We start from the raw sequence: 21,032 nt of genomic DNA on the forward strand, positions 1-21,032 counted from the left end.
ATCCCTCTACTCTGAGTATTTTTTACTGCTTGCGAGGATTGATTTTATGCGTTGGATTATGCGGTTTGTTTGTCTTAGATATTTTTGGTTTAACCGTAGTTGAAGTTGTAGAGGTTTTATTGCTTATTCTTTTATTAGTCCGCAGTAAATCGGATGAATTTAAAAGCTCTTCGCTGCTTTCTATAAGATTAATTTTACCATCAGACAATTCATAGAGATGTTCAAAGATTACATCATCTTTCACGGTATCCTTATTCCAGCTCAAGTAAGATTTTTTCATGTGATTGGCAATGACCTTGATAAGTGCCGTTTTCATGTCGCTATCCTCCCATTTATTAGCAACATCTATCATATACTTGATATTATTGCCATAAAAACGGTATTTTGGAAAATTCTGAGGATATTCCAGTTTATCTGGTCTGAGTTGCAAAACTTCTCTAGATGGAATTGGGTACGGCGAATCAACGTCAATCTTAAAATTTGACATTATAAATAATTGATCCCATAATTTATGCTGAAAATCTAAAACATCTCTGAGGTGAGGGTTTAAATTTCCCATTACTTGAATAATGTAATTTGCCGTTTTATTACGTTCGTCACGATCTTCAATAGCTGTTGCTTGATCTATTAACTTCTGAAGATGTCGGCCATAATCAGGAATTATTAAGTGAGATCTCTCCGCATTATACTCCAAGTGTTGTACAACATCACCCGCATTCTCTTTTTGATAAGTCTTAGTCATAAATAATTTTATAGCGATATAATGCCTTCTATAGCTGCAGCTAGCTTATATTTTTCAATTACAGCATCAGCACTTTCCATTTGAACATTGACAGAAACACTGGTGTAATTTTCGTTTTTTGATTTTTTTGTGTTGATAACAGCGCCCATATCATTAAAGATATCTTGTACTGCTAACGTCTTTTCATCAGAGGTAGGAACAATAAATTTAAATAAGTATTCTGATGGCCAAGTGCTGCTCTTTTCGAGTTCGCCTTTTAGTCTCTCGAAAAATTCGTTTAATTTCTGATCCATAGTTTTGATTATAATCACAAATATACAAGATTTTGCCCGAAAATTAAATTATATGGTGTTTAGAAATAATTTTCTTCAAACGCTTTGAAGCAACAAATCTGCAAATCCTGCTGGCAACTTGCCATCTACAATTTTCAATACCAATCCCCATTCCATTAATCCCCATTTCGCAATTCAATCTCTACTTTCCCCTCTCCAATTACCAATCCCCACTTCCGAATCCATAATTTCTATTCCCCATTCTCCATTTGGGCGAGACCTTCGCCAGAGCTTTTCCGTAAAAATCGATAATTCTCTGTGGCTCAGGTCGGGCTGTCTGTTCCCAATCTTTCTTGTAACTTTTGCTCCGCAAAGCCACAAGAAAGGATTTACACGTCCATCCCTCTCGCAAAAGGAAGAAATCTAAAAAATTAAAAGTTTGAAGTCATCGGCAAGTAAATTTTAAAGGAACTGTACACTGCCAAACGATACTTGTACACTGTAAACCGTAAACTGTAAACCGTAAACTGTAAACTGTGAACTGTGAACTGTAAACTATCGCAAGATTGATCAAGATAAAATTTTCAGTTTCAAAATGTTTAAGTAATTTTGCACCTTATTTTTATTTACAGTGCAAAAACAATTAGTTGTAATAATCGGGGGTCCAGGTACAGGTAAAACTACCATCATTGAGGAATTGAAAAAACGAGGACATTGTTGCTACGGGGAAATCTCGAGAGACATAACTCTTGAAGCAAAAAAACAGGGAATCGATCAGTTATTTTTAGAAAATCCTATGCTCTTTAGCGAACTTTTACTGAATGCTCGAAAGGAGCAACACTTAAAAGCATCCGCAGAAGCTGAAGAATTTGTATTTCTTGATAGAGGTATTCCAGATGTACTCGCTTATATGCATTATATTGGAGATCCTTACCCTTCTTTTTTTGATGAAGCTTGCACGCAGCATCCATATGGAAAAATATTTATTCTTCCGCCATGGGAGGATATATATGAAAGTGATGAGGCTCGATATGAAAATTTTGAGCAAGCAACACTTATTCACAATCACATCAAAGAAACTTACGAGAAATATGGCTACGAATTGATCGAAGTTCCAAAAGCGGATACTAATTCGAGAATAATGTTTATCTTAGACCTACTCTCTAAGTAAAACTATGAAGGAGCCCTTAGAAATTTTAAAAAAATATTGGGGTCATAATGAATTCAGACCTTATCAAAAAGAAATCATCACTAGTATTCTTAGTGGTCAGGATACCTTGGCACTTTTACCTACAGGCGGCGGAAAATCTATTTGCTTCCAGATACCTGCACTTTTACAAGATGGTATATGCATAGTAATATCACCACTAATAGCTTTGATGAAAGATCAGGTGGACAACCTTACAAAAAGAGGTATCAAAGCACTATCCATTACCGCGGGAATTTCTCCAAATGATTTGAGTGACCTTTTTGATAATTGTCAATTTGGCAACTACAAATTCCTTTACTTATCTCCAGAAAGGTTACAATCTGAATGGGTCATCGAAAGAATTAAAGCACTTAAAATTTCACTGATAGCAATTGACGAAGCCCACTGCGTATCGCAATGGGGACACGATTTCAGGCCTGCATTTCTAAAAATTTCGGTCTTAAAGGAAGTTTTCCCTGACAAAACATTTGTGGCTTTGACTGCTTCTGCAAATGCACGAGTTGAGGAGGATATTAAAAATCAATTAAAATTAGAAAACCCCACCGTTTTCCGTCAATCCTTTTCACGACCAAATATCAGCTACAATGTTTTGGAAGTGGAAGATAAAATTTATAACATTTCAAAAATACTCAAGAAATATCCCGATCCAACGATAATATATGTCCGAAATAGGAAGATGTGCATAGATGTTTCTTCACAACTAAAGTTTCTTGGCTTTACTGCAACATATTTTCACGGAGGATTAAAAAATCGCGAAAAGGAAAATAACATGCAATCGTGGATGACCGAAGAGTCACAAGTTATTGTCGCTACAAATGCTTTTGGGATGGGAATTGACAAAGCAAATGTTCGAACTGTCATTCATATGCAATATGCCGAAAATATCGAAAGTTATTATCAAGAAGCTGGTAGGGCTGGCCGGAATGGAGAGCGTGCCTTTGCGGTAGTTTTGTCCAGTCCCTCCGATAAACTAAATGCCGAAGGACAATTTTTAAGCGTGCTTCCGGATCGAACCTTTGTTTTGACCGTTTACAATAAACTTTGTAACTTTTTTCAGATTGCCTACGGCGAATGCCCCTTAAACGAATTTACCTTCAATCTCAATAAATTTTGTTTAAGGTACGAGCTGCCAGTCCTTAAGACGTATAATGCTCTTCAGTTTTTAGACCGTGAAGGAGTTTTATCGCTTACTAAAGATTATTCGCAAAAAGTTTCTCTACAATTTCTGATAGAAAGTCGAGAAGTGTTGCGTTATATCAGTTTACACCCCCGAGATGAAGCAGTAATTCTTACATTATTACGTACCTACCCTGGAATTTACGAGTATGCAGTTAAAGTTAACACAGATCTTGTTGCCAAGAAAACTCCCACTACAACTGCGGAAGTAGAAAGAGTGCTCGCAGCTTTAAATTTAAATGAAATTGCTGATTACACCGCCCACGACACCGATTCTGCACTGATATTTTTAGAAAATCGTGATGATGACCATATGATTAATAGAATTGCAAAACATTTGAAAAGTCAGAATGCGTTAAAAATCAATCAAATGGAAGCGTTTGTACATTATGTAAAAGACAAAACGACCTGCAAAAGCAGGATTATTCTACAGTATTTTGATGAAAAAACATCCGAAAACTGTGGCATTTGTTCCTACTGTCGTGATCAAAATTCAAAGCATAAAATTGATTTAAAAGACATAAGTTTCCGAATGCTAAGTCTCTTGCAGATGCAGGATTTTGATTCACGAGAACTTGAAAGATTATTAAAGATACCGGAGTCAGATATTATTTCGGCTATCCACGAATTACTCGAACGAGAAAAAATTGTACTCACAAGCATTAACAAATACACCTTAAAAAAATAGATGAAAGCATTACGAATAATATTTATGGGTACTCCCGAATTTGCAGTGGGCATATTGGACAGTATATTACAGCACAACTATAATGTAGTTGCAGTAATTACAGCGCCAGATCGTCCAGCAGGTCGCGGACAGAAAATTAAATTCTCTGCGGTCAAAGAATTCGCAATACAACGGGAGCTTCCTGTCTTGCAACCAACAAACTTAAAAGACCCATCATTTATTGAGCAACTTACATCCTATAATGCAAATCTTCAGATTGTAGTAGCTTTTAGAATGTTGCCTGAAATAGTTTGGAAAATGCCCAAAATAGGCACTTTTAATCTTCACGCATCTCTTCTTCCTCAATATAGAGGTGCAGCACCTATCAATTGGGCGTTGATTAATGGCGATAAAAAAACGGGAGTTACTACATTTTTTATTGACAATAAAATTGACACTGGCGCAATTATATTGAGCAAAAGTTTGGACATTGGCGATAACGAAAATGCCGGATCTCTACATGACCGCCTAATGCTCTTGGGAAGTGCAGCTGTTGTCGAAACTCTAGATTTACTTGGTCGAGAAAATATTAATTTAACAATTCAACCGCAAGAGGGTGATTTGAAAACTGCTTACAAACTAAATAAAGATAACACAAGAATTGACTGGAATCAGAATGCAGTAACAGTGCACAATTTGATACGAGGTCTCTCTCCCTACCCAGCTGCTTGGACAAAATTTGCCGAAGAAACCAAAGAATATGATGTCAAAATTTACGAAAGTCGAATTTCCGATGTTATTTTGGATGGGAAACCGGGTGATATTAAAACCGATAAAAAATCAATGCTGATTAAAACTCGCGACGCCTGGATTGAAATTTCATCCATACAATTCCCAGGAAAGAAGAGAATGGAGATTGAATCATTTTTAAATGGCCAAAAACTACAAATTAGCACGAGAGCTTATTAAAATTTCGCTAGTAATTATCAATTCTTGTAAGAATTGTTAACATATTCTTTAACTTATCAACAAAAAAACCAAAAAAGATGAAAAAGTGTTGTGTAGTAAGGAAATCCTATTAAATTTGTTATCATTAACTCAATGTTTAACCAACACTAAAAACTATTATTATGAATAAATCAGAATTAATCGATGCTATGGCTGCGGATGCCGGAATAAGCAAAGGTGCAGCTAAGTTAGCTTTAGAATCTTTTTTGAGCAATGTTACTAGCACTTTGAAAGATGGCGGAAGAGTATCTCTTGTAGGATTTGGATCTTGGTCTGTTTCTGCTAGAGCGGCTAGAGATGGTAGAAATCCACAAACTGGTAAAGCAATCAAAATTGCTGCAAAAAATGTTGTGAAATTTAAAGGTGGTGCTGAATTAGATAATTCTGTTAACTCAAAGTAATTTAGCAATATAGCGTATAAAAGCCTTTTCTTTTGAGAAGGCTTTTTTTTATTTATCAATTTTTATTTGGATATAAAGATGTTTTTTTGCTAAATTTAAATAAAATTGCAACAAAATGACATCAGAAATACTTAAAAAAGGACAATTGTTAATTGCGGAACCTTCACTATTAGGAGATACCTCTTTTAACAGATCTGTTATTTTACTTGCAGATCATAATGATGAAGGCTCGGTTGGGTTTATAATTAATAAACCGCTACGTTATTCTATTAGAGATTTGGTGCCCGAAATCCACGCAAGTTTCAAAATCTATAATGGAGGTCCTGTCGAGCAAGACAACTTATATTTTATTCACAATGTTCCTGATCTAATTCCCGAAAGCATTGAAATTTCAAATGGAATTTTTTGGGGCGGCGATTTTGAACTTACTGCCCAACTGATTAATACTGGAGTAATAAAGAAAAGCAACATTCGATTTTTTCTAGGCTACACAGGTTGGGATGCACAGCAAATTGAAGATGAAATTCAAACTAACTCATGGATTATTTCCGAAAATTCTTCAAAAAATAAAATAATTGGAAAATCATCCAATAACTTTTGGAAAGAAAAAATTCTAGAGCTAGGCGGTGATTATCTAATTTGGTCCAACGCTCCAGAAAACCCGGTACTAAACTAAATTCAGACTTTCATTTAAATCCTGAAGAAGCTTCGTTGCAATAAAATTTTTATATACTTTCTTACGATATTTAGTAATAGGTTGTATTCCCGTAATTACGTTGGTAACAAACAACTCGTCAGCCTTTTGCAGATCGAATGGCGAAATTGTACCCTCCAACACTTCTAATCCGTAATTTTCCTTCTTAGTAAGCTTCAAGAGTTGCTTTCTAATCATTCCGTTAATGCAACCTTCATCTAAACTTGGGGTAATAAGCATATTATCTTTAATCATAAAAAGATTTCCATTGATTGCTTCTACCACGTTTTTTTTCTCATTAATGAGAAGGCAGTTTTGGAAATCATTTTCCTGTGCATAGATACTAGCTACCGTATTGATAATCTTATTGGTAGTTTTGAGAGTTGATAGAAGTTGTGCCGTAACAAAGAAATCTTTGTACAATTCTACTTCGTATGGATTCTCGTCCAATATATATTTGGCGGAAGCCAAAGACTTAGCAGTAATACTATAAGAGACCTCCCGCGATTGCGGAAGATATAAGCCACCATCATTTCTAAACATTGTAATGCGCACTCGCGCGCTTTCGCTACAATTGTTGGCTTCGGCAGTAAGCAACAGTTGCTCATCAAAGTACTCCATCGTAAAGTTTGAAGGAATCTGCATTCGAAGGATGCGCATAGATGACATCAACCGAAAATAGTGCTCCTCAAGCAGCAAGACTTTTGAATCAGCAATCTTTATTGTTTCAAAAACAGCGTCTCCATAGAGGAACGCTCTGTTATCTGTAGTTAATTGAGTTGTATTAGATTGAATAGTACCGTTAAAATTGATCATAAAAAACCCCGAATTTTGTTCGGGGCAAATATAAGTTTATTAAAACAATTTAGACAGATCCAATGACATGTTTTAAGTCAGCAATTTGGTTTTCCCAAAGAAGTTTAGATTCTTCAATTTCTTCTTCAAGGGCGTAATCAATTACCATTAGCGAGACGTCTTTTGTAATTTCATCTTCTAGAATGCGCAATTCAAAGTAAAACTCAGTGTCTTGATTATTATCATCAACCCATTTAAAGCGAACTTTTTCCCCGGTTTTTTTTGATGACAAACGTGCTTTCTCTTCAGAGTCGTTCCAGATAAAAGTAAAGAACTCACCTCTTGAATTTACATTGTCTGCAAACCATTCGCTTAGTCCTGACGGTGTAGAGATATATTGGTATAGTAATGCCGGCGATGAGTTCACCGAGAATTCTATTTCATAACGTTGTTTGCCTTCCATAAGTTCAATTTTTGCGGAAATATATACAATATTAATCCAACAAAAAAGCCTTTTGAAAAAAAATAATATTTATTTAAATAATGCTTGCAACATCTAATAATAGTTCTATCTTTGCACCCGAATAAATATTGACAATAGGTCAATAAAATGGCGAGGTAGCTCAGTCGGTTAGAGCGCAGGATTCATAACCCTGAGGTCACGAGTTCAAATCTCGTTCTCGCTACAGAAGTTAAAAAACGGTTTAGATCTCTAGACCGTTTTTTTTGTTTTATACTTTTTTTGGAAAATCATCATTTACTCGGGTAACTACATTTTTCCATAATCCTTCTATTTATCAGGCTTTTCGTTTTAAAGAAGTTTTTTTTTTTATTTCGGCGAGTCCTTTCGCCAAAACGACTTCGTTAAAACAACCTATTTAAGCTGGCTCAAGGTCAGGCTTTCCGTTCCCAATCTTTCTTGTAGCTTATGCTTCGCAAAGCCACAAGAAAGGATTTTCACTACTATCCTTCTCGCAGACTTGTGCGAGTATTGAAATGTAATGCTTGATTGAAAATCAAGCATTAATCCAAATCTTAATTGCTAGAAATCTCGATTTTAACTAAAACCAAATCGCAAAAAAAATTCAATTTAATTATTACCGATTTTCCTGCAAAGTTTTTTGAACCTTGTAGGTAATTGAGACTGCAAAAGACATTGAAGGATAAGTTGATCGTTCACATTTAATTAGATATTTCAAGAAGCCTCTCAAATATATCGATTCTTCATTCACCCAACCTTTCACCAACAATTAGATCTTGTATATTCGATAATCTTCTGCCCACCACTTAAATGTTTTTATCTGAATAAAAATCTAAATATCAGCAAAATAAAGGATATATTAGCACGACTTATTCATTGTACCGCGACATGGATCGCGATAGGAGGATGGGTACGTCTGCAGATGTAATATGTAATATGTATTAATGAGTTAGCTGCAATGAAAACAAAATACTAATCTATATAAAATGAGTTTTACAAGCGAACAAAAGGACGGTTTCTTTGAGGCAGTAGAGTCTATGAAAAAATATAGACGGGCTGACTTAATGGATGAAAAAGGTAGAAGCCTTCTGGAAAAATTATATACAGATCTTTTACCCAACGAATTGGTATTAAAAAAAGCCTTGCTAAATAACACTACATTTTTTATTGGCAGAAAAGGAACTGGTAAATCCACAATATTTTTACGGCTTGAACAGGAACTTAGAAAAAAGGAGAATTATCTTTCTTGTTATTTAGATGTCAAAACCATTTATGAAAAATCACAATCTCAATATTCATCAATTGCTAAAATAAAGGAAATAATTCCTGAAGAACTTTTCAATAAGTATTTGATTGAACGTACTTTTATTCAAAACACTTTAATTGCAGTTCAAGAGGAATTAAATAAGAAATATAACTCTTTGGGTGATAAATTTGCAAGTATTTTTATAACTACTAAGCCCGAAGCAGTTAAAGAAAGAATTGATGAATTACTTCAAAGAATAAGTGACAATAAGACCCTTGAAAATATCGAAATCCCACTTCTTAGAAGCATTACCTCAAAATTCAAAAACACAAATGAAAACTTTAAAGAAAGAGAGACAAAAGTAGGAGGAATAGAAGTATCTGGAGGCATTAAGACTGACGGAATAGAAGGAGGAATAAAAACTGACTCAGGTATGAGTTGGAAAAAAGGAACTAAAGATACAAATGAAATTGAAAGCGAGCTTTCAAGTGTGCTCCTACAAGTATTTCAGATTAAGGAAATAATAAACGAAATTAAAAGTATTTTAAGTATTTTAAAAATTGATCACTTATTTATTCTTTTAGATGATTTTTCCGAAATTGATGACCATGCAATAATTAGATTTGTTGATGTGATTTTGGCGCCTTTAAATAATTGGTCTGATGAGTTTATCAAATTTAAAATAGCAGCATACCCGGGAAGATTATATTATGGGAAAATTGACCCGGGCAAGATTGACACCATCTATCTTGACTTTTATAATCTCTATTCTCAGTTCGACCGAGATAAAATGGAAATTAGTGCGACTGATTTTGCCAAGCGCCTAGTTGATAGTCGCATACAATATTTCACGAATACAAATACTGATGAATTTTTTGATACAGATAGTCTTACAATGAACGAATATTACAGCCTTTTTTTTAAGGTATCAATGAACGTTCCCAGAATACTAGGATATATTTTGTCATTCTGTTATCAATCAAAAACAATTTATGATAAAAAAATAAATAGAACAGATATTGAGTCTGCTTGTCAGCGTTACTATGAAGATAAAATTCTAACATTTTTTGATTCAACAACCTACTCTCTTTTAAGTATTGATGAAAAAATATCCATACTCCAATTAAGGGAATTACTTGAAAAAATAACAAATAAACTAAGTGAAATTAGAAAAAAAATTCAAACTAAAGAACTAACGGGTGCTTCTTATACTCCTACAATACCCTATGCGACACATTTTCATTTTAATCCAGATTTAGAAAAATTTTTAAAAACCTTGGAGCTTAATTTTTTTATAAATAAGTATAATGATATGAGTGATAAAGATGGCCTTTCATCTTCCATTTATTGTATAAATTATGGTTTAGCTAGAAAGTTAAATATTCCTTGGGGAAAACCTGAAGGTAATCAATATAGAAAATATTTTATTGAAAGACCTTTCAGTTTTACCAAACTAATCGTTGAATTTTTAAATGGGTCAAAAAGAATTCAGTGTATAAACCCCGAATGTAAAAAAGAATATAGCATTGACGAACTTAAATTTTTGGAATTTAATAAGTTCAAATGCAATGTTTGTTCATTTCCAGTTGAAATGAAAGCCATCTCTGAAAATATAGCGCAAGAAATTGAGTCAATTGATAAAAGCAAATTTCTTCCAACTCCCGAGTTAAAAATTATACAAGAATTATTAAAATCTGTTGACCCACTTTTCGCAAGGGAAATTGCTCAGGAAATTGACTACTCGGGACAATTAATTGGCTGGCGAGGAAAAAAGCTAGCAGAAGACCATAATTATGTTACAAGAGTTAGGGAAAAAGAAGGTGCTCCTTATAAATATTTACTAACGAAAGAAGGGAAAGAATATTTTGAATAAAGTGAAATCACCAACCACTAACAGCTAAGGCTTCGTCGGCCTTCAAAAGCCAGACAATTAAGCCTTTGATGAACAGCCTGTATCGATTTTATTGAGAGGTACTCATTAAGATTTGATTCTTATGAAGTTGGTGAAAGACGACAGAGTAGCGTTTAATTAAAATTTCGACTATTAGTTAAAGAAGCATATCTTTATAATTTCGATTCCGTTAATATCTATTTCCTGCAAGTTTTTTTAACCTTGTAGTTTTAGTAGTAAATGAAAAAGTCTGCAATGACGAGAAGGCGTCCATTTACATCTAAAGGAAAAAGAAGGCATTACACCTCGACCAATCTAAGACCCCCATACGCAAAATATGAAATTCAGCCACGCTTAATCTTGCAGTAGATAAATCAAAATTTGATGTAGTAAAAACAAAATCAGTTTTAAGAAATTAATATATTAGCTTGAATATTTTATGTTATCTAAACAGACAAGATAGAATTATAAGATCTTCACATTAATCACATTGGCAATTTAAACGCAATAATATTAAACGAATTATGGTAATAGACGACATTTTAGTAAATAATAAAGATTACTTTTCTTTTGAAACATTCGTAATTAGTTTACTTAAATTACATATTGAAAGTCAAAATAAATCTTACCGGATAGTCAACCATAGCTCTCTTGGTGATGCTGTCGCAGACAGTGGATTTGATGATTTTAACGGTAAAACAATAATCGAGATTAAGCCAATACTCCAGACAAATACGATTCTACAAATTCTACATCATTTTCGGAGAAATTCTCTAAAAATTGATAATACGTTCGCTTTTGAAAATCTGCTAGTTATATCATCAAGAAAAATTTCATTAAACGCGAAAATTTTAGCGGAACAAATAATAAAAACACATGATTTATCAGGTGTTAATATAACATTTTGGGGTCCAGACGAGCTTAATAAAATTATAGCAAAACATAAAAAAGAAGCTACAAATATTGCAAACAATCTTTTTACAAAAAGACTAGAAAATGCTTTAAGCGTGGAAACCAAAGATTGGAAAATTGAAAGAGATGAGAGATTAAATGTTTTAAAAGACATTTATTCAAAGGGACAGTTTTCATTATTTTTAGGAGCTGGTGTATCTGCCAGTGCAGGTATGGCAGATTGGAATACTTTATTAAACTCACTTTTTGTTACATATCTAACCAACGAATTTAGTGATGATAAAAAAATTATAGAAAAAGATATCACTGAAATAGTTTCAAGATTAAATAATTTGGACGAAACATCTGCCATAATGGCGGCAAGATATTTACGCAAGGCATTGGTAAAGAACACGAAAGAGGAGACTCACTTTCTAAATGCAATTACAGAAAATCTTTATAGTTTGCGGGACAAAATTCAGCCAATCGACTCCACCTTACTTCATTCTATCACCAATTTATGTATGCCTATGCGAACAGGTGCTAAAGTTCGTTCCGTAATCACGTACAATTTTGATGATCTTTTAGAGAGAATTCTAGAATTAAAAAACATCAAACATCATAGCGTTTACATCGACAATGATTTTTGCGATCCTGAAGATTTACCAGTATATCATGTTCATGGATTTTTGCCAGAAAATAGAAAAAAATATACAGCTCTGCAAAAGAGCACATTAGTATTCTCAGAAGAAGGTTATCATCTAATTTATTCGGATTCATATCATTGGTCTAATTTAGTGCAGTTAAGTAATTTACGAGACAGTAATTGTTTAATGATAGGCCTATCAATGACTGATCCGAATTTGAGACGATTACTCGATATATCTGCACGCAATCTTGACAAGCCGCGGCATTTTGCACTTATGAAACGTATTTCACATTCAAAATTTTGTTATCAAAAGGACAAGCAAAAGAATCCTGATTTGCAAATTGTAAGTAACTTAAAAGCCGCGAGCAACTTTTTGGAAGTCCATCATAAACTTAATGAAGATTTAATGCGGGAACTAGGTGTTACTATAATTTGGTATGAAAATTATGAAGACATACCTCTCTTACTAGATAAGTTGAATATATAATTACTTTAATTAAAGTCAAAACTTCGGTGAACTTTAAAAGGGTACTAACTCAGCCTAAGTTAAATAGCCTGACAAGACTTCGATCGGGAGTACCACTTGTGCATCCATCCTTATGGAGTTGTCGTAAAAAAGTTACGACAGTTACAAGTAGATTAATAAACTACTTTTTTGGGAATATTATGATTAATTGTTTTCTCGTGTTTCCCATCACTTTAGTACATAAGTACACTTATCCGTACCAAGTTAACATAGTTGGGTTACAAATTTTTAATATTGTCAACATACCATATAAGCAGACTTGCGTATCAAATTGTACAGTCGTGCGGTAATAACCACAAAATGAAACTTTTCAATTTCTCATTGCTACTGCCTCAGGTTTTCTCTACGACAGGTGTTAAATTTCTACAAGTGCAACACCCCAACTAAACGCAATTTACTAAGTGCAAGAATTCCAAATTCTATGTTTTTAATTTTTTTATTACATAAACTTAACTTTTCTCATGGAAATTTCTGCGAGAAGGATAGAAGTGAAAATCCTTTATTGTGGCGTTGCAAAGCAAAAGCTACTATAAAGATTGGGAACGAATAGCCTGACCACCGCCTCCCAAAACAATCTACTTTAGCGAAAAAGTTCTGGCGTTGGGCTCGCCCAAAAAAAAAACCTGCATAGAGAAATTCACATCTTATATTGAACATTAAAAAAGGCTGCTCATCTCTGAACAGCCTTGCTTTATTTTAGCTAAAACTTCTTTTATTCTAATATTAAAACACAATCATCCTGCTCTACCATTGAGTTTTCACCTAGCACAACGCGTTTCACAATTCCTGATTTATTTGCGCAAATACTGGTCTCCATTTTCATGGCTTCGATAACAAACAAAGGACTGTCCTTCTCTACTTTGTCACCTTCGTTAACCAAAATCGTTACTAATTTCCCTTGCAATGGCGCACCAATATCGTTAGGTCCAATAATTTTTGCATGACTAATTTTAGTTGATTGTACCGCATTGTCCTTTACAATTATATTACGCGTCTGACCATTGATTTGGAAAAATACTTCTCTAAAACCTTCTTCATTGGCATCACCCATATGACGGAATTTAATTAGAAGATTTTTACCAGAATCGATGTTCACCAACATTTCCTCGTTGGTTTTCATCGGGTAATAAAACATTGGCGTTGGCAGCACTTCTACTCTTCCAAAATGCTTTCGGAAGGCGTGGAAGTCGGCAAAAACTTTTGGGAACATTATGTATGAAAGTAAATCTTCCATCTTTAAATCTCCATCAAATTTCTCACGAAGTTTTATTAATTCAGCATCAAAATCAATTGGCTTTAAATGCGCATTAGGCTTTTCAGTGTACGGTTTTTCATTCTTTAAAATGATCTTCTGCAATCTTTCAGGAAATCCGCCATAAGGCTGCCCTAAATCTCCTCTAAAAAGCTGCTTTACCGAATCTGGAAAGGACAATGTTTCTCCTTTTTCTAAAACATCTTGAGCGGTAAGATTATTGGAGGTCATAAACAAAGCCATATCACCCACCACTTTTGACGACGGTGTAACTTTAACTATATCGCCGAATAGTTCGTTAACTACCGCGTAATTGTGCTTGATTGTTTCAAATTTTTCTTCCAATCCTAATCCGCGCGCTTGTGGCAATAGATTTGAATATTGTCCTCCAGGAATTTCGTGCTCGTAAACCTCTGCAGTTCCAGCTTTTAATTCACTTTCAAATGGATAATAATATTCTCTAACCGCTTCAAAATAATTTGAATATTCGTTTAGACCTCTTAAATCTATTGGATTTTCTCTCTCAGACCCTTGCAATGCTGCAACCAGCGAATTGAAGTTAGGTTGTGAAGTTAGGCCACTCATTGACGCCAAAGCAACGTCCACAACGTCCACACCAGCCTCAATGGCTTTTAGGTAAGTTGTAGATTGTATTGAAGAAGTATCATGAGTATGCAGGTGAATTGGAATCGAAATATTTTTCTTCAATTCTTTTATTAAAACCTCCGCTGCATAGGGTTTTAGCAGACCTGCCATATCTTTTATACACAACATGTGCGCTCCAGCTTTTTCCAATTGCTTTGCCAAATCAACATAATATTGAAGATTAAACTTCTGTCTTTCTGGATTTAAAATATCTCCGGTATAGCAAATACAAGCTTCGGCAAGTGAATTGGTTTTTTCTCTAACAATCTTGATACTGTGTACCATCGCGTCAACCCAGTTGAGTGAATCAAAGATTCTAAAAACGTCAATTCCGTTTTCGGCACTTTTGATAATAAATGCTTCGATGACATTATCTGGATATGCAGCGTAACCTACTGCATTACTACCTCTAAAAAGCATTTGTAGCAATACATTTGGTGCTGCTTTTCGAATTAATCTTAACCGCTCCCACGGATCTTCGTGCAAAAATCGCATCGTTACATCAAAAGTGGCTCCTCCCCAAACTTCTAGAGAAAATAGCTGCGGAAAGTTTTTAGCAATTCCTTCAGTAGCTTTTAGTATATCCTGATTTCGCAATCTAGTCGCAAAAAGTGATTGATGTGCATCTCGTAAAGTAGTATCTGTATAGAATATTTTCTTTTCGTTTTTGATATATTCTACAAATTTCTCACGACCCATTTCATTCAAAAGATCTTTGGTCCCTTTTGGATAATCGCCTTCGGCAATAGGTAAAATTGGTTTTCGGAAAATCTTGTTTGGATTGTATTCTTTAACATCTGGATGACCGTTAACCTTTAGCTCTGCAAGGTATTTTAATAATTTTGTAGCTCTATCCTTATTGTATTCAATACGAGGAATTAGAAGCTGTTGATTTTCTGGAATGAAATTTACAGTTGCCTCACCATTCCGAAACGTCTCATTTGACATTACGTTTATAAGAAAAGGAATATTTGTTTTGACACCTCTTATTCTAAATTCTTGAAGAGTACGTCTTAATCTATCCGAAGCACCTTTTAGAGTACGACCACTAGAAGAAACTTTTACTAACATCGAGTCAAAAAAGGGAGAAACTTTTACGCCCGAATAGCAACTTCCTTCGTCAATACGAATTCCGTAACCACCAGCATTTCGGTAAGCTATGATTGTTCCAAAATCTGGTTTGAAATCATTTGCAGGATCTTCGGTGGTGATACGACATTGTATTGCCCAGCCGCTCGCTTTAATATCCGACTGTTGATGGATAAAAATCTGATTATGAGTTAGTGGATGACCTGCAGCAATAATAATTTGCGATCTTACTAAATCAATTCCTGTTATTTCTTCGGTTATTGTATGTTCAACTTGAATTCGGGGATTTACTTCAATAAAATAAACATTTTCCTGACTATCAACCAGAAATTCTACTGTTCCTGCATTATTGTATTCGACATACTTTGCAATGGAAACCGCATATTCATAAAGTTTTGCTTTGGTCTCTTCTTTCAATATTGATGGCGCAATCTCAATAACTTTCTGAAAACGTCTTTGTACAGAGCAGTCTCTCTCATAAAGATGCACCACATTACCATGATGATCTCCTAAGATCTGAACTTCAATATGCTTTGGATTCTCAATAAACTTCTCGATAAATACTGTGTCATCGCCAAATGCCTTTAGAGCCTCGCCTCTAGCATTCATAAACGCAGTTTTCATTTCGTCTGCATTTCGCACAACTCTCATCCCACGACCTCCACCGCCTGATGCCGCTTTTAGCATGACAGGATAACCAATAATTTGAGCTTCAGTTAAAGCTGTTTCTACAGAATCTAATTTTTCTTTAGAATCTAATATTGTAGGTACGCCAACGGCATTTGCTACAACTTTTGCTGCAACTTTATCTCCTAATTGAAGCATTGCTTCAATTCTTGGCCCAACGAATATTATATTCTCTTCATTACAACGTCTGACAAATTCTACATTCTCAGATAAAAAACCATATCCAGGATGTATTGCATCTACTTGATGTTCTTTGGCTACTTTAATAATCTCTTCTATATCCAGATAAGGCTTAAGAGGCTCGCTTTCATCACCAATTTGATAACTTTGATCTGCTTTGTAGCGATGCAATGAATACCGATCTTCGTAAGTATAAACAGCGACAGTATTGATTTTTAGTTCAGTTGCCGCACGAAAAACTCTAATTGCAATTTCGCCACGATTGGCAACAAGTAATTTTTTGATGGTCAAGTTTCCGGACATAGATATAGAATTAAGTTGTGTTTTCTGATGAATGCGAAATTAGAATAAAATGTTAAATTATAACATCTAATGTAGAGAAATTAAATTAAAAATTTGCCGATTTTTAAATTAAAAAATATGGATAAAGTGAATTTTCTACTTATTTTAGGAAATAATACTAGCAAAGTTACTTAGTATAGAATATTTAACTAAATTATTACTTTTACAGCTATTGATAATCTAAAAAAATAATTTTGTAAAAGCAGTGTTAATTTGAATAACATCATTAAACTTTTAGATTTCTATTTCAGATTATGTCGTGCAGAGGATTATGATTTGTAGACAAATTTTTAGGGAAATATAGAATAAATTTCGAGCCTTGATTAGTTTTTCCTTGTGCGAAAATAAAACCGTTATGATTATCCATAACGCGTTTGCAAATAGAAAGTCCAATGCCAGTGCCCTTCTGCTGAGAGGCTTTCTTCAAGGTTCTAAATAGCTTGAAAATTTTGGTGGCAAATTGCTGCTCAAAACCAACACCCGTATCAGAAATAACAATTTTATAAAAGTCTTCCCTTGGAAATCGAAGTAAATCTCGCTCTTCACTTTTTTCTGATTCATCCAGATAAATCTGAATTAAATTCGTTTCATCTTCTTTGCCAAATTTGATGGCGTTGCTTACTAAATTTACAAAAAGTTGTTGTAGTTGGAAGGGCAGTCCTATAATTTCTGGCAATTGGCCGATTTCAATTTTTACTTTGTGCTCTTCTATTTCTAAAGGAAGCATATCTACAACCTTACCAACAAGACCTTTAAGATCGACTCTTTCAAAAATTTTTTCTCCTTTTACAGATTGTGAATAATTAACCAAGTCGATCATTAAGTTTTGCATTCGATTTGCCGCAAAACTTATTCTATCAAAATAACCTTGAGCTGCTGGAGAGAGCTTTTTAATTTCGTCTGATTCTATTCGCGAGATAAACATCTGGATTTTTCGAAGAGGCTCTTGCATATCATGACTTACAATATTATTAAAAGACTCAAGCTCATCATTGATAGTTTGAAGATTATTGTTAATTTTCTCCATTTCGAGGTTGGCAGAGTATTGCTCTGTAATATCGTAATTTACTGCAATCTTGATATGTTCGCCTTCGTCATTTTGCACATAGCTGCCTACCGCTTTAATATATCGCAACTCATCTACACCAGTAAAAATCCGAAAAATTATAGAAGTGGGAAGTAACTTATCAAATGACTCAGAATAAGTAGTAATAACTTTTCTTTTATCTTCGGGATGTATTCTCTTGAAGACCTGCGCTACACCCATTTGAAGATTACTGTTAAAACCTTCAACCGAAGACCAAAAATTATCCGAAAAAGTAAATTTCCTTTGCTCTACATTATACTTCCAGTGACTGATTCCTGCAATTTTTTCTGCTTTATTAAAAGTGTAATTTAAAAAACTCAGTTCGCTGTTCACTCTCTTCAATTTCTTAACATCAGAATTAATCTGACTTATAGAAACTAAAATTATAAACAATGCCAAGGTCACAATTAAAAATGTTGTTACAATTGAAGTCTGTAGCTCATAATGATGATTAATTTTAAATAGTTTTAAGTTAGTGACCTCCGTATTTACAGAAGCCCGTATATATTCTCGCAGCTGATCCGAAATAATATCTCCTCTTTGCAGCACTTCCGCGATTTTAATACTTTCTATTTTTGAAACATCTTTGGACTCATCCAAAACCAAATCAAATAATGCAAAGCGAACGTCAATCAATTTTATTAAACTATCATTAGTAACACCATAGGCTGTATCAACACCCGCATTTTCTATCCGAGTAAGGATGGGAAGAACAGAATTTTTTTGATAGAATCGCTCTTTGATATACGAGCTGTCTTTAGTTATAATAAAACTACGTAAACTAGACTCATTGACAGAAAGAATAGAAAGAACTTGCTCATATTCCATCAATCTCGAACTAGATTCCGACATAGCAACCACCGATTTCTCGAGGTTTTGCATTTGCTGAAAAAATACAAAAGAAACGTATGCAACTAAAAGTAAAGCTACAGTAAGGGCAATTTTGGCTATTAAAGAGCTGTTTCTTTTAAATCGATTCATAAAACATCTGGAGGTAGTATTTTAAAAAGCTTTACTTACTGATAGTAAGATTTAGTAAAATGAAAATATTAGCTAATCTCAGCACTCTCTCTTCTTTTTTCAATAATACGTTTAAACATTGATGGTGTTAGACCTGTGGTTTTTTTAAATTGACCAGATAAGTGCGCTACTGAGCTATAATTCAATTTATATGAAATTTCGGTTAGAGTTAAATCTTCTTCAATAATCAATTTTTTGGCACGTTCTATTTTCTGAATTATGAAGTAATTCTCAATTGAACTGAAGGTGTATTCAGAAAATAAGTTGGAAATATAGCCATAGCTAAGGTTGAGTTTATCTGACAAATAAACAGAAATGGTGGTCAAGGGCATATCTGGCTCATGAACCAAAGTTACAATGGTATCCTTTATTTTCTGTATTAATTGATTTTTAGGATTGCTGATTAATTCGATACCGTACTGCGACAAATCAGATTCCAACGCGGCAAGTTGCTCATTTGCTATTTGTTTCTTAATTGTCACTTCGCTGCTGTTTAACAATTCGAAGTCAATTCCACGGGCTTCAAATTGCTCTTTTACAATTGCTTGACAGGCTGTGTTGGTGTCTATTTTTATATAAAATTTCATAGTGTTAAACTGGTTTATTTAGGATTTAAATGTACTATAATTATTTCTGCAAATCAACTTGAAAAAAAGTTCTATTTAATTTTTGAACAAAAAAAAAGAAACTATGTTTCATAGCTTCTTCATTAATTTGCGGGATAATACTATTATTTAATAAAAAGACTCCACTTTATCAGAATCTGGTTTAATCTTGATGGCATGTAAGAAATTTTTAAAAATATCTATCCCTTTATTCTTGATAACTTCAGGATATTTAACCGTGGCACTCGTTATTGCCGATTGCATTACAAAACCTAAAATCTTTTTCAATGGACCTTGTAGTGATCCTAGTAACACTTTGTTGGCAAGAAAACCTGTCCCCAAACCCACAACTCCGTGAATAATGTCATCTTTAGTTTCTGGCGAATCTCTTACAGATCTTACCACGCTACGCAAAAGATTAACAGGCTTCAAACTGTCTACAAATTCAGTTGCTTCCTCTTTAATTAGAAACTTTTCTTCTCGTTGTCGTATTTCTAGCACAGCAATAGCTTGAGATAATGACAATTGATCTATAATGTTTTTTTTAGTTTCCATATTTAATCTTTAAAAATTTTACGCACAATATAAGTGTTTACCTTATCTTTAAGCACCTGAGCTCGCAGTGCATAGACGATGACCGCAAATAGTAAATAAATACCTGAAACAATCATAAATCCATAATGCATTTTCCCTAAAACTTCTCCTAAATAAATTGCTAGACCAATACTTACAAATAATAGAAATAGTAAACCAAAGATCGCCAATATTACTGAAGTAAGAATGGACGTAGCTGTTTCAGCCACCTTTTGTAGGGCTTTTAATTTGTACAATTCAACAGAAGTTGAAACATACTGTTCAACTCGCTCGTATATTTGCTCAATTTTTGATTTATCTTCCATCATTGTATAAAGGTTATTTGAAAAATAGGGCGCCATTGTGACGCCCTTATACTTTTAAAAATCAGTATTATCTCTGATTCCCTTGACCTTGTGCAGCAGATTTAAAATCGTTTGCAGCTCCTTTAAGCTCATTCTTAGCATTGTCAACTAAATCTCCACCTTTATTTGCAAAAGAGTCAACTTTATTTTCAACTTTTTCTACAAGATCGTTGTATTTATCTTTAAGTCCGCTTACTTGTGATTTCATATCATCTGCAAGATCCTGACTTTTTTTAGAGATTTTTTTTCTTGTGTCTGCTCCTTTTTCTGGTGCTAATAAAACTCCTACTACTGCTCCAATTGCTACTCCTGCTAATGCTCCTAATAATACTTTACCTGATTTCATAATGTTTGGTTTTTTTGTTAATAATTTTTGGTAATAATTTTTTGGTAATAATTGTTTAGATAGTTTTCTGGTTTTAAAATCTTTTTCATAGCAATAATCCCTTCAACTTATCTCGTTAATCGAATTGTTATCTTAAATCAACATTACAAATATCAGCAAATTCTTGTCAGATTTTTTACACAATCGACTTCA

Annotated in this window: 17 protein-coding genes and 1 tRNA gene; 8 read left to right on the forward strand and 10 right to left on the reverse strand. The window is 33.9% G+C overall.

What is annotated here, in order from left to right:
* Window positions 1–22 precede the first annotated feature (22 nt).
* Both SBO79_RS13815 and SBO79_RS13820 read right to left on the reverse strand, forming a co-directional pair.
* Window positions 23–742, reverse strand: coding sequence for a DUF4290 domain-containing protein (locus tag SBO79_RS13815; RefSeq protein ID WP_318640981.1), 720 nt, complete (start codon window positions 740–742; stop codon window positions 23–25).
* 8 nt (window positions 743–750) lie between these two features.
* A complete protein-coding gene (locus tag SBO79_RS13820) occupies window positions 751–1,035 on the reverse strand; it encodes a DUF493 family protein (RefSeq protein WP_318640982.1) in 285 nt (94 codons plus the stop codon).
* Window positions 1,036–1,645: 610 nt separating this feature from the next.
* On the opposite strand from SBO79_RS13820, the gene SBO79_RS13825 reads away from it, so the two are divergent.
* The 5 genes from SBO79_RS13825 (at window position 1,646) to SBO79_RS13845 (ending at window position 6,152) form a co-directional block, all read left to right on the forward strand.
* On the forward strand, window positions 1,646–2,185 hold the full coding sequence (locus tag SBO79_RS13825; protein WP_318640983.1) for an AAA family ATPase: 540 nt from the start codon (window positions 1,646–1,648) through the stop codon (window positions 2,183–2,185).
* 4 nt (window positions 2,186–2,189) lie between these two features.
* Window positions 2,190–4,088 carry a RecQ family ATP-dependent DNA helicase gene (locus tag SBO79_RS13830; RefSeq protein WP_318640984.1) on the forward strand — a complete coding sequence of 633 codons (1,899 nt, stop codon included), beginning with the start codon at window positions 2,190–2,192 and terminating at the stop codon, window positions 4,086–4,088.
* A complete protein-coding gene (fmt, locus tag SBO79_RS13835; RefSeq protein ID WP_318640985.1) occupies window positions 4,089–5,036 on the forward strand; it encodes a methionyl-tRNA formyltransferase in 948 nt (315 codons plus the stop codon).
* 161 nt (window positions 5,037–5,197) lie between these two features.
* Window positions 5,198–5,476 (forward strand): HU family DNA-binding protein, encoded by a 279-nt coding sequence (locus tag SBO79_RS13840; protein ID WP_318640986.1) that lies wholly within the window; start codon window positions 5,198–5,200, stop codon window positions 5,474–5,476.
* Between the two features lie 115 nt (window positions 5,477–5,591).
* Entirely contained in the window at window positions 5,592–6,152 is a 561-nt protein-coding gene (locus SBO79_RS13845) for a YqgE/AlgH family protein (RefSeq protein ID WP_318640987.1), read from the forward strand.
* Here the strand turns inward: SBO79_RS13845 and SBO79_RS13850 are convergent.
* A complete protein-coding gene (locus SBO79_RS13850; RefSeq protein WP_318640988.1) occupies window positions 6,144–6,986 on the reverse strand; it encodes an aminotransferase class IV in 843 nt (280 codons plus the stop codon). The genes SBO79_RS13845 and SBO79_RS13850 overlap by 9 nt on opposite strands.
* A 49-nt stretch (window positions 6,987–7,035) precedes the next feature.
* Window positions 7,036–7,428 (reverse strand): START-like domain-containing protein, encoded by a 393-nt coding sequence (locus SBO79_RS13855; RefSeq protein WP_318640989.1) that lies wholly within the window; start codon window positions 7,426–7,428, stop codon window positions 7,036–7,038.
* A gap of 149 nt (window positions 7,429–7,577) precedes the next feature.
* On the opposite strand from SBO79_RS13855, the gene SBO79_RS13860 reads away from it, so the two are divergent.
* The 3 genes from SBO79_RS13860 to SBO79_RS13870 all read left to right on the forward strand — a co-directional run bounded on the left by SBO79_RS13860 (window position 7,578) and on the right by SBO79_RS13870 (window position 12,610).
* Window positions 7,578–7,651 (forward strand) — tRNA-Met (locus tag SBO79_RS13860).
* Window positions 7,652–8,432: 781 nt separating this feature from the next.
* Window positions 8,433–10,565: a hypothetical protein gene (locus SBO79_RS13865; RefSeq protein ID WP_318640990.1), complete on the forward strand. Its 2,133-nt coding sequence runs from the start codon at window positions 8,433–8,435 to the stop codon at window positions 10,563–10,565.
* Window positions 10,566–11,107: 542 nt separating this feature from the next.
* Window positions 11,108–12,610 carry an SIR2 family protein gene (locus SBO79_RS13870; protein ID WP_318640991.1) on the forward strand — a complete coding sequence of 501 codons (1,503 nt, stop codon included), beginning with the start codon at window positions 11,108–11,110 and terminating at the stop codon, window positions 12,608–12,610.
* A 751-nt stretch (window positions 12,611–13,361) separates the two neighbouring features.
* Here the strand turns inward: SBO79_RS13870 and SBO79_RS13875 are convergent.
* The 6 genes from SBO79_RS13875 to SBO79_RS13900 all read right to left on the reverse strand — a co-directional run bounded on the left by SBO79_RS13875 (window position 13,362) and on the right by SBO79_RS13900 (window position 20,840).
* Entirely contained in the window at window positions 13,362–16,805 is a 3,444-nt protein-coding gene (locus tag SBO79_RS13875; protein ID WP_318640992.1) for a pyruvate carboxylase, read from the reverse strand.
* A 286-nt stretch (window positions 16,806–17,091) separates the two neighbouring features.
* On the reverse strand, window positions 17,092–18,813 hold the full coding sequence (locus SBO79_RS13880; protein WP_318640993.1) for a sensor histidine kinase: 1,722 nt from the start codon (window positions 18,811–18,813) through the stop codon (window positions 17,092–17,094).
* Window positions 18,814–18,980: 167 nt separating this feature from the next.
* Window positions 18,981–19,538, reverse strand: a complete 558-nt coding sequence (locus tag SBO79_RS13885) for a helix-turn-helix domain-containing protein (RefSeq protein WP_318640994.1) — start codon at window positions 19,536–19,538, stop codon at window positions 18,981–18,983.
* Between the two features lie 147 nt (window positions 19,539–19,685).
* Window positions 19,686–20,111, reverse strand: a complete 426-nt coding sequence (locus SBO79_RS13890; protein ID WP_318640995.1) for a hypothetical protein — start codon at window positions 20,109–20,111, stop codon at window positions 19,686–19,688.
* Between the two features lie 2 nt (window positions 20,112–20,113).
* Window positions 20,114–20,458 (reverse strand): phage holin family protein, encoded by a 345-nt coding sequence (locus tag SBO79_RS13895; RefSeq protein WP_318640996.1) that lies wholly within the window; start codon window positions 20,456–20,458, stop codon window positions 20,114–20,116.
* 64 nt (window positions 20,459–20,522) lie between these two features.
* On the reverse strand, window positions 20,523–20,840 hold the full coding sequence (locus SBO79_RS13900) for a YtxH domain-containing protein (protein WP_318640997.1): 318 nt from the start codon (window positions 20,838–20,840) through the stop codon (window positions 20,523–20,525).
* Window positions 20,841–21,032: the final 192 nt, after the last annotated feature.

The organism is Flavobacterium ardleyense (assembly GCF_033547075.1).
In the GTDB taxonomy this organism is placed as follows: Bacteria; Bacteroidota; Bacteroidia; order Flavobacteriales; family Flavobacteriaceae; genus Flavobacterium; species Flavobacterium ardleyense_A.